At 75.8% G+C, this 14009-nt stretch carries 12 protein-coding genes; 8 read left to right on the top strand and 4 right to left on the bottom strand.

The window, feature by feature from the left end; translation table 11 throughout:
- Positions 1-7 precede the first annotated feature (7 nt).
- Genes KGD84_RS18530 through KGD84_RS18515 form a run of 4 tightly spaced genes read left to right on the top strand, consistent with a single transcriptional unit; the run spans position 8 to position 5605 of the window.
- Positions 8-1612 carry a class I adenylate-forming enzyme family protein gene (locus tag KGD84_RS18530; protein ID WP_255646643.1) on the top strand — a complete coding sequence of 535 codons (1605 nt, stop codon included), beginning with the start codon at positions 8-10 and terminating at the stop codon, positions 1610-1612.
- A complete protein-coding gene (locus KGD84_RS18525; protein ID WP_220561681.1) occupies positions 1609-3222 on the top strand; it encodes a CoA transferase in 1614 nt (537 codons plus the stop codon). The genes KGD84_RS18530 and KGD84_RS18525 overlap by 4 nt, the downstream gene beginning before the upstream one ends.
- On the top strand, positions 3219-4808 hold the full coding sequence (locus KGD84_RS18520) for a class I adenylate-forming enzyme family protein (RefSeq protein WP_220561680.1): 1590 nt from the start codon (positions 3219-3221) through the stop codon (positions 4806-4808). Before KGD84_RS18525 ends, KGD84_RS18520 begins: the two co-directional genes overlap by 4 nt.
- Positions 4805-5605 carry a class I SAM-dependent methyltransferase gene (locus KGD84_RS18515; protein ID WP_220561679.1) on the top strand — a complete coding sequence of 267 codons (801 nt, stop codon included), beginning with the start codon at positions 4805-4807 and terminating at the stop codon, positions 5603-5605. The genes KGD84_RS18520 and KGD84_RS18515 overlap by 4 nt, the downstream gene beginning before the upstream one ends.
- 52 nt (positions 5606-5657) lie before the next feature.
- Here KGD84_RS18515 and KGD84_RS18510 read toward each other — a convergent pair whose 3' ends face one another.
- Positions 5658-6104, bottom strand: coding sequence for a carboxymuconolactone decarboxylase family protein (locus tag KGD84_RS18510; protein WP_220561678.1), 447 nt, complete (start codon positions 6102-6104; stop codon positions 5658-5660).
- A 154-nt stretch (positions 6105-6258) separates the two neighbouring features.
- Positions 6259-7017, bottom strand: coding sequence for an IclR family transcriptional regulator (locus KGD84_RS18505; RefSeq protein WP_220561677.1), 759 nt, complete (start codon positions 7015-7017; stop codon positions 6259-6261).
- A 215-nt stretch (positions 7018-7232) separates the two neighbouring features.
- On the opposite strand from KGD84_RS18505, the gene KGD84_RS18500 reads away from it, so the two are divergent.
- The 3 genes from KGD84_RS18500 to KGD84_RS18490 all read left to right on the top strand — a co-directional run bounded on the left by KGD84_RS18500 (position 7233) and on the right by KGD84_RS18490 (position 10280).
- A complete protein-coding gene (locus KGD84_RS18500) occupies positions 7233-8585 on the top strand; it encodes an RraA family protein (protein ID WP_220561676.1) in 1353 nt (450 codons plus the stop codon).
- Between the two features lie 88 nt (positions 8586-8673).
- A complete protein-coding gene (locus tag KGD84_RS18495) occupies positions 8674-10020 on the top strand; it encodes a TRAP transporter large permease subunit (protein ID WP_220561675.1) in 1347 nt (448 codons plus the stop codon).
- On the top strand, positions 10017-10280 hold the full coding sequence (locus tag KGD84_RS18490) for a hypothetical protein (RefSeq protein WP_220561674.1): 264 nt from the start codon (positions 10017-10019) through the stop codon (positions 10278-10280). The genes KGD84_RS18495 and KGD84_RS18490 overlap by 4 nt, the downstream gene beginning before the upstream one ends.
- Before the next feature lie 208 nt (positions 10281-10488).
- On the opposite strand, the gene KGD84_RS18485 is transcribed toward KGD84_RS18490, so the two are convergent.
- Together KGD84_RS18485 and KGD84_RS18480 are read right to left on the bottom strand one after the other, a co-directional pair.
- Positions 10489-11370: a helix-turn-helix transcriptional regulator gene (locus KGD84_RS18485; RefSeq protein ID WP_220561673.1), complete on the bottom strand. Its 882-nt coding sequence runs from the start codon at positions 11368-11370 to the stop codon at positions 10489-10491.
- A gap of 127 nt (positions 11371-11497) precedes the next feature.
- Positions 11498-12547 carry an NAD(P)-dependent alcohol dehydrogenase gene (locus tag KGD84_RS18480; protein ID WP_220561672.1) on the bottom strand — a complete coding sequence of 350 codons (1050 nt, stop codon included), beginning with the start codon at positions 12545-12547 and terminating at the stop codon, positions 11498-11500.
- Between the two features lie 379 nt (positions 12548-12926).
- Between KGD84_RS18480 and KGD84_RS18475 the strand changes: the two genes are divergently transcribed.
- On the top strand, positions 12927-13949 hold the full coding sequence (locus tag KGD84_RS18475) for a zinc-dependent alcohol dehydrogenase family protein (RefSeq protein WP_220561671.1): 1023 nt from the start codon (positions 12927-12929) through the stop codon (positions 13947-13949).
- The last annotated feature ends 60 nt before the right edge of the window (positions 13950-14009 follow it).

The raw sequence follows: 14009 nt of genomic DNA, 5'->3' as shown, positions 1-14009 counted from the left end.
AGGCATGATGCTCACGAGCAAACCCATCCACCTGGGCACCCTCTTCGACGACCTGGCCCGGCGCGGCTCCACCACCGCGATCCGGCTGAGCAGGCCGCTGGACACCGCCCCCGAGGCGGGCGTGGAACTCGACGTCCCCAGCGCCGCCGCCCTGGTCCGGCGGTTCGCCGGCTGGTTCGCCGAGGCCGGGGTGCGCCCCGGCGACCGGGTGGCCATCGCCAAGCGCAACCACTGGGACTACGTGCTGCTGTCGTGCGCCGCCGCGCGCCTGGGCGCCGTCCCGGCGTCGCTGTCGGCCCACCTGGCGCCGGAGACCCTCGACACCCTGCTGCGGAGGCTGGGGCCGGCCCTGCTGGTCACCGATGCCGACCTGCTCCACACCGCCCGCTCCGCGGGCCGCGACATCAGCGGGCGCGCCACCCGCACCCTGGTCGTGGACGGGGCGCGGCAGGGGGAGCTGTCCCCGGCCGACCTGCACGGCGCCGCCGCCCCGCCGCCGCGCCGCCCGCACCTGGACGCGCCGCTGGCGATCATGCACACCTCCGGGACCACCGGCACCCCCAAACTGGTCGTGCACACCACCCGCACCATCATGCGCAGGCTGGCCGGGTTCGAGTCGCACCGGTGGCCGGTCCTGGGCAGCCGCCGCGACGACACCGTCACCTCCTCCTACTCCTACGCCCACGGCAGGGCGCTGGCCTGGACGGCGGGCGTGCTGTGGCTGTTCCCCGAGGCGCTCTCGGTGATCGCCGACCCCGACTGGGAGCAGGCCGCGCCCGCGCTGCGCCGGCACCGCCCCACCACCCTGGAGGTCCAGCCCGCCACCCTGGCGCGCTGGCAGCGGCACCTGGACCGGGAGGGGGACCTGTTCGCGCGGGTGCGGCTGTTCGTCAGCACCTTCGACGCCGTCCACCCCTCGACCGTGCGGGCGTTCCTCGGCGCCAGCGAACGCCGGGCCCCGGTGTGGATGCAGGGCTGGGGGCAGAGCGAGACCGGTCCGCTGACCTTCCGGTTTTTCACCCGGCGGTCCCTGGCGGAGCGCCAGGGGGCCGACCCCACCACCCGCGACCTGGGGCGCCCCATCCCGGGCCGGACCCGGCTCCGAGTCGTGGACCAGAAGACCCTCCGCCCCCTGCCGACGGGGGAGACCGGCCTGATCTACTGCCGCACCGACGCCCTGTGCACGGGCTACGTCGGCGAGGAGGGGCGCTGGCGCAGCAAGCTCATCGGCCAGTGGTGGAACACCGGGGACATCGGCTCCATCGACCGCACCGGAGCGGTCCGGCTGGTGGACCGGGAGGTCGACTCCCTCACCGAGGGCGGCTGCCTGGAGATCGAGGACGTCGTCGACGAGCGGCTGCCCCAGGTGCTGGAGTGCGTCGTCCTGGGGGTGCCCGACGGGCCGCCCGTCCCGGTCGTGGCCGTGCGGGACGGCGCCCTGGACGTCGGGGCCTGGAAGGAGGCCGTGGCGGACCTGCCGGAGATGGCCGAGCCGGTGGTCGTGGACTGGGAGGACCTGCCCCGCACCGGCACCGGCAAGGTCCGGCGCGGGACGCTGCGCGAGCGCCTGGGACTGCCCCGCACCGCCGCGGGCACGGGGAAGTGGACATGACCGCCGCGACGGTCGCCGCCGCCGCGCCCCTGGCGGGGACCGCGGTACGGGCGGCGGGCGACACCCTGCCGGTGCGGATCGCGGCGGCCCGCCTGCGGGCGCTGGGGTGCGCCGTCGAAACGGACGGGGCGTGGGAGGGCGCCGGGCGGATCGACCTGCCGGGCACCGGCGGCGCCGGGTGCGACATCGGCTGGTCGGCCGACGGCGCGGACCCGGCCGACGAGCGCGACGTGCAGGCCGCCTGCGGCCTGGCTCACCTGCACGGGCTGGCCCGGGGCGGGCCGCGGTTCCTGCCGGTGGACTACGCGTCGGTGTGCGCCGGGGTGCTGGCCGCCCAGGCGGTCGCGGCGGTGCTCCTGGCCCGGGAGAGGGGCGGCCCCGCCCTGCGGGCCTCGGTGTCGGTGTCCGGGGCGGCCCTGCTCGCGGTCGCCCCCTACGCCGCCGAGGCCACCGCGGACCCGGACGGCGCTCCTGTCCCCGGGCCGGGGGAGCCGCCGCCGTTCCGCTCCGCCGACGGGGTCCGCTTCGAGATCGAGACCCTCGACCCGGAGGCCTGGCTGCGGTTCTGGGAGCTGCTGGGCGCGCCCCGGGAGGCGATCGCCGCCGGGTGGGCGCCGTTCCAGCGCCGCTTCGCCACCGCCGTGTGCCCGCTGCCCGCCGCCCTGTCCACCGTCCTGGAGGCGCTGCCGTTCGCTGCGGCCGCCGAGGCGGCCCGGGCGTGCGGGGTGGGCGCGGTGCCCCTGCGGACGCCCGAGGAGACGGCGGAGGAGGAGCCGCCCTCGCCCTGGCGGCTGCGCGGCACCGGCCCGGCCGGGGCGCTGCCGCCGTTCACCGGACCGGGACCCCTGTCCGGGCTGCGGGTGGTGGAGGCCACCAACCGCGTCCAGGGCCCGCTGGCCGGACTGCTGCTCACCCTGCTGGGCGCCGACACCGTGCGCGTCGAACCGCCCGGCGGGGACCCCATGCGCGGGGTCCCGCCGCTGGCGGGCGGGCTCTCGGCCCGCTTCGCCGCGTTCAACCGGGGCAAGGGCGCCGTCGAGTGCGACCTCAAGACCGGGCGCGGGCGCCGTGCCGCCGCGGACCTGGCGGCCGCCGGGGACGTGTTCCTCTACAACTGGCCGCCGGGCCGGGCCGAGCGGTTCGGCCTGGGCGCCGACGACCTGGCCGCCCGCGCCCCCGGCCTGGTGCACGTCCACGCCGACGGGTGGGCCGGCCGGGACCCCGCGCCGGACACCCCGGCCACGGACTTCCTGGTCCAGGCCCACGGCGGGATCGCCCACCTGCTGGCCGACGGCGGCGAACCCGCGCCGTCCCTGGTCACGCTCACCGACGTGCTCGGCGGGCTGCTCGCCGCCGAGGCCGCCCTGGCCGGGCTGCTGCTGCGCGCCCGCGCGGGCACCGGTGCCGCCGCCCGCACCGCCCTGGCCGACGCCGCCCGGCTGCTGCGCGCCGCCGGGCGGGGCACCGCCCACCGCCCCCGCCCCGGCACACCGGCGGCCGCCGACCCGGCCGCCGCGGCCGAGGCGTTCCCCGAGGCGTTCACCCGCGTCCACGGAACCGCTCTGCCCCGGGCCCCGTGGACCTTCACCGAAGCGGAGGACCACCGATGACCTGGACGTCCGCGGCGGGCCTGGTGCTCACCGACCTCGTTCCGGCGCAGCTGCGGGAACGCTGGGTGCGGGAGGGGCTCTGCCCGGGGCGGGACCTCTACTCCCTGTTCCTGGACCGGGTCCGGGAGGACCCGTCCCGCGAGGCGGTGGTGGACGGACACGGCACCCTGGACCGGGCCGGGCTGGCGGCGCGGGTCGGCCGGGCCGCCGCGCTGCTGCGCGCCCGCGGCTGCGGCGAACGCGACGTCATCGGCGTCCTGCTCCCCGACGGCCGGGACGCGCTCGCCGTCGAACTCGCCGCCGCCGCGCTGGGCGCCGTCTCCCTGCCGGTCCCGCACGGCCGCTCCGCCGCCGACGTGGCCTGCCTGCTGGCCCGCTCCCGGGCCGCCCTCGTGGTGACCGACCGGGACGACACCGGGGACGCGCCCGTCCTGCGCCCGGACCCCGGGGCCCTGGACGGCGGCGGCCCGCCGCCCGCCGCGGCCGCCCCCGACCCGGAGTCGCCCGCCCGCATCCTCGTTTCCTCGGGCTCGGAGGGCGAACCGAGCATGGTCGCCTACAGCCACAACGCGATGGCCGGGGGCCGGGGCGCCTACGCCCGGGCGGTCCTGGGCGGGGGCCCCGTCCGCCCGCTGATCGCGGTCCCCCTGGCCTCCTCCTTCGGGTCGCTGGGCCTGGTCTCCCTGGTCGCGCTCGGCGCGACGCTGGTCCTGCCCGGCCCGTTCGACCCGGTGCGGGTGCTGCGCGCGATCGAGCGCCACCGCCCCACCCACCTGGTCGGCGTCCCCACCATGCTGCGGCGCGCCGCCCTGGCCGAACAGGACGCCGACACCTCCTCGCTGCGCGCGCTCGTGGCCAGCGGCGCGCCCCTGCACCGCGAGGTCCGCGACCTGTGCGTGCGGCGCTTCGGCCGGCCCGTGGTCAACGTGTACGGGTCCACCGACGGGGTCAACTGCCACACCGCGCACGACCCCGCCGCGTGGGAGCCGGGGGTGGCCGGGCGCCCCGACCCCGCCGTCTGCGAGATCCGGGTGTGCGACCCCCGGGGCGGGCCGCTGCCCGCCGGCGGGACGGGGGAGATCCTCGCCCGCGGGCCGATGACGCCCCTGTGCCACGTGGCCGCACCCGACCTCGACGCCCGCCGGCGCGCCCCGGGCGGGTGGGTGCGCACCGGGGACCTGGGGCGGATCGACGCCGACGGGACCCTGCGGGTGGTGGACCGGCTGCGCCGCACCGTCATCCGGGGCGGCGTGACCCTCCACCCCGCCGAGGTGGAGCGCGCCCTGGCCGCCCACCCCGCCCTGGCCGAGGCCCAGTGCGTGCCCGTGCCCGACCCCGACCTGGGCGAGCGCGTGTGCGCCTGTGTCTGCCCGCTGCCCGGGGTGGACCCGCCCACCCCCCGCGAACTGCTCTCCCACCTGCGCGAAGGGCACGGCGTGGACGTGCGCGCCCTGCCCGAGCACGTGGTCTTCCTGCCCGCGCTACCGCTCGGCCCCACCGGCAAGGTGTGCACCGCCACCCTGACCCGGATGGCCGCCGAGGCGGTCCGCGACCGACCGACCGTACTCTCTGGAGGCCCCCGATGAACGGCACCGCCACGGCGCCCGGCTACGTCTTCGACAACCACAACGAGAACGCGCCCGACCAGCACCGCTTCCTGGCCGCCGCCTACGACCCGCTGACCACCCGCAGACTGGCGCAGACCGGCGTCGGCCCCGGCTGGCGCTGCCTGGAGGTGGGCGCCGGCGGCGGCAGCGTCGCCCACTGGTTGGCCGACCGGGTCGCCCCGGGCGGCTCGGTCACCGCCACCGACGTCAAGCCCGAGCACATCGCCCCCGCCGAGGGGCTGGAGGTGCTGCGGCACGACGTCGTCCGGGACCCGCTGCCCGAGGGGGCCTTCGACCTCGTCCACTCCCGCCTGGTCCTGCTCCACCTGCCCGAACGCGTCAAGGTCCTGGACAGGCTGGTGCGCGCCCTCAAGCCCGGCGGCGTGCTCCAGCTGGACGAGTTCGACATCACCTACGGCCCGTCCCTGCTCATGCCCGACGAGGGCGCCCGGGACCTGTACGAGCGGTTCCTGGACGCGAAGATCCGGCTGATGGCCCGGGCCGGCGCCGACCCCGCCTGGGGCCGCAACGCCGCGGTGGCGATGCGCCGTGCCGGACTGGTGGAGGTGGACCCGCAGCCGCACCTGGAGCTGTGGACCGCCGAGTCCCCCGGCGTGCACCTCATCTCCCACCACACCCGCCACCTGCGGGACGCGTTCGTTCGGGAGGGGATGACCGACGGGGAGCTGGCCCGGGTGCGGGACCTGCTGGCCGATCCGTCGTTCCGGGCCTGCTCCTGCGCGATCTACTCCGTGCAGGGCCGCAAACCGCTCTGACCCGCCGCCCGGGGCGGGGCGCCCGGCGCGGCGCCCCGCGGGCGGGGCCCGGTCAGCGCACCGGCGGGGTCATGCCGGTGCCGATCCCGAGGCGGTTGTAGAGGTTGACCAGGCCGACGGCGGTGACGAGCGCGACCATCTCCCGTTCGGACAGGTGCGCGGCGGCCGCGTCGTGGACCTCGTCCGGCAGGCCGTCGCCGTCCAGGCGGGTGAGGGCGTCCACGACCGCCAGCACGGCGCGCTCGACCTCGGTGAAGTGGCCGCCCGCCTCGCGCCAGGCCGCCACCAGCGCGACCCGCTGCGGGGACGTCCCCGCCTCCAGGGCCTCCCGGGTGTGCATGTCGACGCAGAAGGCGCAGCCGTTGAGGACGGAGGCGCGGAGCTTGACGAGCGTGTGCAGCCCGTCGTCGAGGACCCCGTCCAGGACCGCGCTCAGGCGGGCCAGTTCCGTGTACGCCTCGGGGAGGTGGTGCGCCATCTGCGCGCGGGGGCTGCCCATGGGATTCCTCGTGTTCCTCTCGGTGGCCGCGGGCGGAGGGGACCGCCGGACACAGGGAAACTACCAAGGGTGAGGGTGGGGGCACGCGGGGTTTCCGAATGGTCGCTTCGGTGGGGATCGGTCCCCGTACGCCCCCCGCGTCCCGGGGGTCCGGTCAGATGCGGGCCCCGATGGCGCCGGCCCCCCGCGACAGCTCCGGCAGCCAGGCGAGCAGCTCCTCGGCGCTGGTGACGTCGGTCGTCGTCACCAGGTTGATCGCCCCGACGACCTCCTTGTCGGCGTCGCGCACCGGCAGGCTGAGGCTCAGCGCGCCCAGTGAGCGCTCGGACTCGGCGAGGTGGTAGCCGTTCTCCCGCACGCGCTCGACCTCCTCCTTCAGCTCCCGCGCCCCCTGGGTCCCGCCCGAAGCCAGCGCGACCTCCGGGAAGCGGTGGAGGTACTCCTCGAACTCCTCGTCCGGCAGGGCGGCGAGCAGCACCTTCCCGCCGCCGATGTTCAGGGGCACGCGGCGCCCGATCGGGAACTGGTAGCGCAGGGGGTCGGCGCCGCTGACGCGGGCGACCAGGATGCGCTCGTCCCCCGACCGGACGAACACCGACGAGGTCAGCCGCGTGGTCGCGGACAGCTCGGTGAGCACCGGCGTCGCGACCGTGCTCAGCCGGTCGTTGACCACGAAGCCGTGGGCCAGTGACAGCACGACCGGGCCGAGCGAGTACCCCAGGCGGCCCTGCTGGACGTAGCCGCGCCGCACGAGCTGGTTGACCGTCCGCTGGGTGGTGGCCAGGTGCAGGTCGGCCTCCCGCGCGATGTCGCTCAGCCGCAGCGGGCCGCGCGCGCGTTCCAGGCATTCGAGGACGTCCAGCGCACGGTCGAGCGTGCGCCCCTGGTTTCCGCCTCCGGCTGTGGCGCCCATGCTCGCCTCGCCGCTCCTTCGCTCGTGTGTCCTCGGGGGTCCTCCGCGTCCCGGACGGGGCCCGCGAAGCCCGCCGGGGACGGCGTTCCCGCCCGGTATGGCCCTCCCCAAGGTAGCGGAGATGTTTCCGGCGGGTTGACAGCCGGAAGAGCCACAGGTCACACTCCCTATCAACCAGCAAGAGGAACTATCACCCAATGATAGATGGTGGAGTAATGAAGGTAGCTGTCCTGGGGCTCGGCGAAGCCGGCGCGATCTACGCGGAGGCCTTCGCGTCCGCCGGCCGGCGGACGGTCGGCTTCGACCCCGCGCCCGCGATCCCGACGCCCGCGGGCGTCACACGGGCCCCGTCGACGGCCGAGGCGGTCGCGGACGCCGACCTCGTCCTGAGCCTGACCACGGCCGCCCACGCGGTCTCCGCCGCCCGCGACGCCGCGCCCGCCCTGCGCGAGGACGCCCTCTACATCGACCTGAACGCGGCCTCGCCGCAGGTCAAGGCCGAGGTGGCCCGTACCATCGGTGACGCGGCCCGCGTCGTGGACGGGGCCGTCATCGGTTCCGTCGTCAAGTTCGGGGCGGCGGTCGAGGTCCTCCTCGCCGGTCCGGCGGCGGACGCGGCCGCAGAGGCCCTGAAGGCCGTGGGCTCCGCCGCCGAGCCGATCGGGGACGCCGTCGGAGCGGCGTCCGGACGCAAACTGCTGCGCAGCGTGTTCATGAAGGGCCTCGGCGCACTGATCACCGAGTCCGTCGACGCGGGGACCGCGGCGGGTGAAGAGGAGTGGATGCGCAAGCAGATCGCCGACGTGCTCGCCGGGGGCTCCGAAACGCTCGACCGCCTGGACCGCGGCACCCGCCTGCACGCCGTGCGGCGGTCCCGCGAGCTGGACGCGAGCATCGAGCTGCTGGCCGACCTCTCGGTCGAGACGCCGGTGAGCCGGGGCGCGGCCGACCGCCACCGGTACCTGGCGCGCTCGGCCGGCGACGGCGCCCCCGAACTGATCGACGCCTTCGCGGAGATCCCCACCGCGGCCATCGGGGACGCCCGCGACCGCCTCGGGTTCCTCTCCTCCCGGATCAGGCCGGTCTGGGCCGGGGCGCGGCTGGCGGGCCGCGCGCTGACCGTCCAGACGCGCCCCGGCGACAACAAGGCCCTGCACCGCGCCCTGGCCGTCGCGCGCCCCGGCGACGTGCTGGTCGTGGACGGCGGGGGCGACGACTCCCGGGCGCTGCTGGGCGAGCTGATCGCCGAGCGCGCCGTCAACAGGGGGGTGCGCGGCATGGTGGTCGACGGCGCGGTGCGCGACGTCGACGAGCTGCGCGAGCTCGGATTCCCCGTCTGGGCCGCCGCGGTCTCCCCCGCGGGCCCCTACAAGGACGGGCCCGGCCACATCGGCCGCACCATCTCCGTGGGGGGCGCGGTCTGCGCCCCGGGGGACATCGTGGTCGCCGACGGCGACGGCGTGTTCATCGTCCCGCGCCTGGAGGCCGAGCAGACCCTCGCCGCGGCCCGGCTCGTCCTGGAGGACGAGGCCGAGCGCCTGCGGACCATCCGCCGGGAACGCGCGTGAGCGCGCCCCGGCCCCCGCGGTCGCTCCGCCCGAGCGACACCCCGCCCGCCCGCGGGCACCGGCACACCCCCGCACCGAAGGTCTCCCCATGCCCATCGCCCTGCTAGCCCTCGCGGCGTTCATCGCCGTGATCATCGTGTGGAACGTCGTGTTCAAGCGGAACATGGGCGAGGCCATGCTGCTCGGACTCGTGGCCACCTCCCTGTTCGCCGGGGCGCAGGCCCCCGCCTACCTCCTGGGCGGACTGGCCGACGCGCTCACCCACGACGTGCTCTACGCGGCCCTGGCCTTCGTGTTCATGGCCTACCTCATCGACGCCACGGGGCTGATCCAGAGGATCCTGGCCATCCTCAACTCCGTGTTCGGCCGCATCCGCGGCGGCCCCGGCTACATCGACACGGTCGCCTCGGCCGTCTTCGGGTCCCTGTCAGGGTCCAACTCGGCCAACACCGCCTCCAGCGGCTCCTTCACCGGACCCTGGATGGTGCGCACCGGGTGGACCCCCACCCGGGCCGCGACCGTCCTGGCCGGGAACGGCGGCATGGGCGCCGCCCTGCCGCCCAGCGCGTCCATGGTCATCATGATCGGCTTCGCCGGGGGCATGGTCACCACCGGCCAGGTGTACCTGGGCCTGCTCGTGGCGGGGCTCTACCAGATCCTGCTGCGCATCGGCCTGGTGGCGTACTTCGTGCGCCGCGACCGCGTCCCCCGGGTCGACGAGCACGACCTGGTCCCGCTGCGCACCTCGCTGCGGCAGGGGGCCGGGGCGCTCTCGATCTTCCTGGGCGCGCTCATCCCCATCGGCGTCACCGTGGGCCCGCTGGGCGAGTACCTCACCGAGTCGACCCCGCTGGGCGACGCGATGGGCGAGATCTCCCTGCTGACCTGGATCCCCATCCTCATCATCGGCTTCTCGCTCCTCGCCGGACGGGACCGCCTCCCGCGGACGGTGCGCGGCTGGTCCCGCCTGCTCGACGGGGCCATGCCCAAGTTCGCGACCATCGGCGCGCTGCTGTTCTTCGCGATCGCCGCGAGCGAGATCCTCGGGCGGCTCGGCCTGGCCGAGGACGTCAACACCATGCTGGAGTCCCTGCCGGTCGGCTCCACCCTGATGGTGATCGTGGTCGGGCTGGTGATCGCGCTGGTGGCGGGCCCGCTCTCCTCCACCGCCACCCTGACCGCCGTCGGCCAGATCTCCTTCCTGGCCCTGGTCGGGGTGGGCGTCGACCCGCTGCTCGCGATCATCGCCATCCTGGTCTTCGCCTCCACCGAGGGGGCCTCCCCGCCCGCCTCGGGGTCGATCTTCGTGGCCGCGGGGCTGACCGGGGCGCGGCCGGAGAGCACCTTCCTGCCGCTCATCGTCTACTACATGATCCCGATCTTCCTGATCGGCTGTCTGATCGGTTGGGGCGTCCTTCCGGTCCTGGGGGGATGACCGTGACCGATCTCAAGTCCCGCGCCCACACCGTGGTCCGCGTGCTGTTCAAGGTCGGGCTGCTGTGCTGCTTCGCGCTGGGCACGCTCCTGGTCCTGGGCCAGGCGGCCGGCGTCGTCGCGCAGCGCCCCGAGTGGGTGACCGGCACGTCCGAGCTGCTGTTCGTGCCGACCGTCGGAGCGGCGGCCGCCTTCGGCGTCCTGGGCTTCATCGGCAACTACCTCCGGCCCGCGGGGGAGGCGGAGGCAGAGGAGGACTGAGCAGGACCGGCGACGGCGGGGCGGGGGCGCTGCGGCCCCCGCCCCGCCGCGGCCGTGCCGCTCCGAACCGCCGCCGCGCTCCGGCCCGCCCGCCGGAAGGCGCAGGGCCCTCGACGGACCGCCTGCGGCCCCGGCCCTCCCCTGAGGACACCTCGCCGGGCCTTCAGACCCCCGGCGGCGGTACCGGAGGGCATCCGAGAACCGGGTCCTAGGCGTCCGGGGCGGTGCCGTGGTGCTCCCGGTCCGCCTCCTCCCGGGTGGCGGTGAGGGTGCCCAGCAGGGCGACGGCGTCCGCCGAGGGGGTGCCGGGCTCGGCGGTGTAGCCGACGATCCACAGGCGTTCCTCCCCGGCGGGCTCGAACACGTCGAAGTCGACCTCGATGAGGCCGACGTCGGGGTGGCGGAACGACTTCCTGCCGGTGCGGTGGCGGTGGACGTCGTGGTCGGCCCAGTCCCGGGCGAAGACGGCGCTGCGCGCCGACAGCTCCCCGACCAGCGCGGTGAGCTCCCCGTCCATGGGATTGCGTCCGGCCTCCAGGCGCAGCATCGCGGCGGTGGTGCGCCGGGCCAGGGGCCAGTCGACGTAGTAGTCCCGGGCGCGGGGGTCCAGGAAGACGAACCTCGCCATGTTGGGCGGCCGCCGGTCCGTGTCGAAGTGCGGTGAGTACAGGGCGCGGCCCAGCCGGTTGGCGGCCACCAGGTCCTGGCGGGCGTTGTGCACGATCGCGGGGGCGCCCATCGAGTCCAGCATCCGCTGGACCGAGGGCCGCACCCCGTGCGGCAGCGGCGGGACCGCGCGGGCGCGGGGGGCGGACGCGGCGCGGGCGAGGTCGAACAGGTGGGCGCGCTCGACGTCGTCGAGCCGCAGGGCCCGGGCGATCGCGTCCAGGACGCCGTCGGAGGCGCCCCCGATGTTGCCGCGCTCCAGACGGGTGTAGTAGTCGATGCTGACCCCGGCGAGCATCGCCACCTCCTCGCGGCGCAGCCCGGGCACCCGGCGGTCGTCCCCGTAGACGGGGATCCCGGCCTGCTCCGGCGTCACCCGCGCGCGCCTGCCGACCAGGAAGTCGCGGACGGTCTTCTTATCCATGCCTCCACGCTAGGCAGGGGGCCGCCCCGGTGGGAGACCCTGTCGGGGACCCCCACCGGGGCGGCCCCGCGGCGGCGCGCCCCGGACCCGGGGCACGGGGCCCGGAGCGCGCCGCCGCCCGGGCGGGTCAGCCCCGGCGCAGGGTGGAGATGTCGATGACGAACCGGTAGCGCACGTCCGAGGCCAGAACCCGCTCCCAGGCCTCGTTGACCCGGTCCGCGGAGATGACCTCGACCTCCGGCGCGATGCCGTGCTCGGCGCAGAAGTCCAGCATCTCCTGGGTCTGGGCGATGCCGCCGATCTTGGAGCCGGCGAAGGAGCGCCGGTTCTCGAACAGGGTGAACAGGGTCACCGGAACCGGCTCGGGCGGCGCCCCCACGCTCACGATCGTGCCGTCCAGCGCCAGCAGGTTCAGGTGGGCGTCCAGGTCGATGGGAGCGCTGACCGTGTTGACGATGAGGTCGAAGGTGTTCGCCAGCTCCTCGAAGGTGGCCGGGTCACCGGTGGCGCGGTAGTGGTCGGCGCCGAACCGCAGCCCGTCCTCGCGCTTCTTCAGGCTCTGGGACAGCACGGTCACCTCCGCCCCCATGGCGTGGGCGAGCTTGACGGCCATGTGGCCCAGGCCGCCCAGGCCGACGACGGCGACCCTCGTGCCGGGCCCGGCGTTCCAGGTGCGCAGCGGCGAGTAGGTGGTGATCCCCGCGCACAGCAGCGGCGCGGCCTTCTCGAACGGGATGGCGTCGGGGATGCTCAGGACGAAGTGCTCGTCGACCACGATGCTCTCGGAGTACCCGCCCTGGGTCACCGAGCCGTCCCGGTCGACGCCGTTGTAGGTGTCGGTGAACCCGCGCAGGCAGTACTGCTCGACCCCGGCCAGGCAGTTGGCGCACTCCCGGCAGGAGTCGACCATGCAGCCGACGCCGACCCGGTCGCCGACCCTGTGGTGGGTGACCTCGGACCCGACCCGGGCGACCACGCCGGCGATCTCGTGCCCGACGGTCAGCGGGTAGGGGACCTCCCCCCAGTCGCCGCGGACGGTGTGGATGTCGGAATGGCAGATGCCCGCGTAGGCGATGTCGATGAGGACGTCCCTGGGGCCGACCTCGCGGCGCTCGACCGTGCCCGGTGTCAGCGGCGCGGTCGCCGAGGTGGCCGTGTAGGCGCGAACGGAGGACATGGATCTCCTCGGTGGTCTCTTCCGGTGGACGGTGGCCCCGGCTCCGCGGGGGGCGGGCGTGCCGGGGGAGCGGACGCACGGACGCGGAGCCGCTCACCGGACCAGTCGACCACCGGGGAGGCGTCCCCGGGAGGCCCTGTCAGGGCCCGTCGGGGGCGCCGCCGGGTGCGGGCGCCCCGGGCGGCGCCGGCCCGGAGGGGGCCCTGCCGGTACCCCCATCGACAGGGGCTCCCTTCCTGGGCGCGGACGTGGTGGCCTGGAGGGGTACACCGCCGCGCCCGCGCCCTCCCCGCTGTGGGCGGCCCCGGGAGTGACTCCCGCGCCGCGGGTAGGCGTGGTGTCGTGGACGGGTAGCCGAGAGAACGAGGATGGGAAGACCATGCGCGCTGTCGTCATGCACGCACCCGGCGACGTCCGGGTCGAGGACGTCGAGAAGCCGGTGATCGTGGAGCCGACCGACGCGGTCATCCGCGTGACCGCCGCCTGTATCTGCGGCTCGGACCTGTGGCCCTACCGCGGTGTCGAGAAGCAGGACGGGCCCGCACGGATGGGCCACGAGTACATCGGGGTCGTCGAGCAGGTCGGCGCCCGGGTGGAGGAGATCGCGGTGGGCGACTTCGTCGTGGGGTCGTTCGTGGCCTCCGACAACACCTGCGAGATCTGCCGGGCCGGGTTCCAGTCCCGCTGCGTCCACCAGGTGATGATGGGCGCGATCGGCACCCAGGCCGAGTACGCGCGCATCCCGCTCGCCGACGGCACCCTGGTCAAGGTCCCCGGGGAGCCCACCGAGGCGCAGGCGCGCAGCCTGCTGGCCGCCTCCGACGTGCTCGGCACCGGCTGGTTCGCCGCCGTCGCCGCCCAGGCCGGTCCCGGGAAGACCGTCGCGGTGGTCGGCGACGGCGCGGTGGGGCTGCTGGGGGTTCTGGCGGCCAGGAGGCTGGGCGCCGAGCGGGTCATCGCGATGTCGCGCCACGCGGACCGGCAGGCGCTGGCCCGGCGGTTCGGCGCGACCGACGTCGTCGAGGAGCGGGGCGAGGCGGGCGTCACCCGGGTCAAGGAGCTGACCGGCGGCTACGGCGCCCACTCCACGATCGAGGCGGTGGGGACCCAGGAGTCCATGATGCAGGCGATCCACTCCACGCGCCCGGGCGGGCACGTCGGGTACGTGGGCGTCGCCCACGGGGTCGAGCTGGACGGCATGGACCTGTTCTTCTCCACCGTGAGCCTGCTGGGCGGGCCGGCGCCGGTGCGCCGGTTCCTGCCCGAGCTGGTCGATCTGATCATGACCGACCGGATCGACCCGGGAGCGGTGTTCGACCTCACCCTGCCCATCGAGGAGGCCGCCGAGGGCTACCGGGCGATGGACGAGCGCCGCGCCACCAAGGTGCTCCTCACCCTCTGATCCGGGGGTCCGTCCGTTCCCCCGGGCCGCGCCGGGGCGGGCCGCCGGCCCCGCCCCCGG

Origin of the sequence: Nocardiopsis changdeensis, assembly GCF_018316655.1 — a bacterium.
GTDB classification, from domain to species: domain Bacteria; phylum Actinomycetota; class Actinomycetes; order Streptosporangiales; family Streptosporangiaceae; genus Nocardiopsis; species Nocardiopsis changdeensis.
This window is presented reverse-complemented; position numbering and strand designations above follow the sequence as displayed.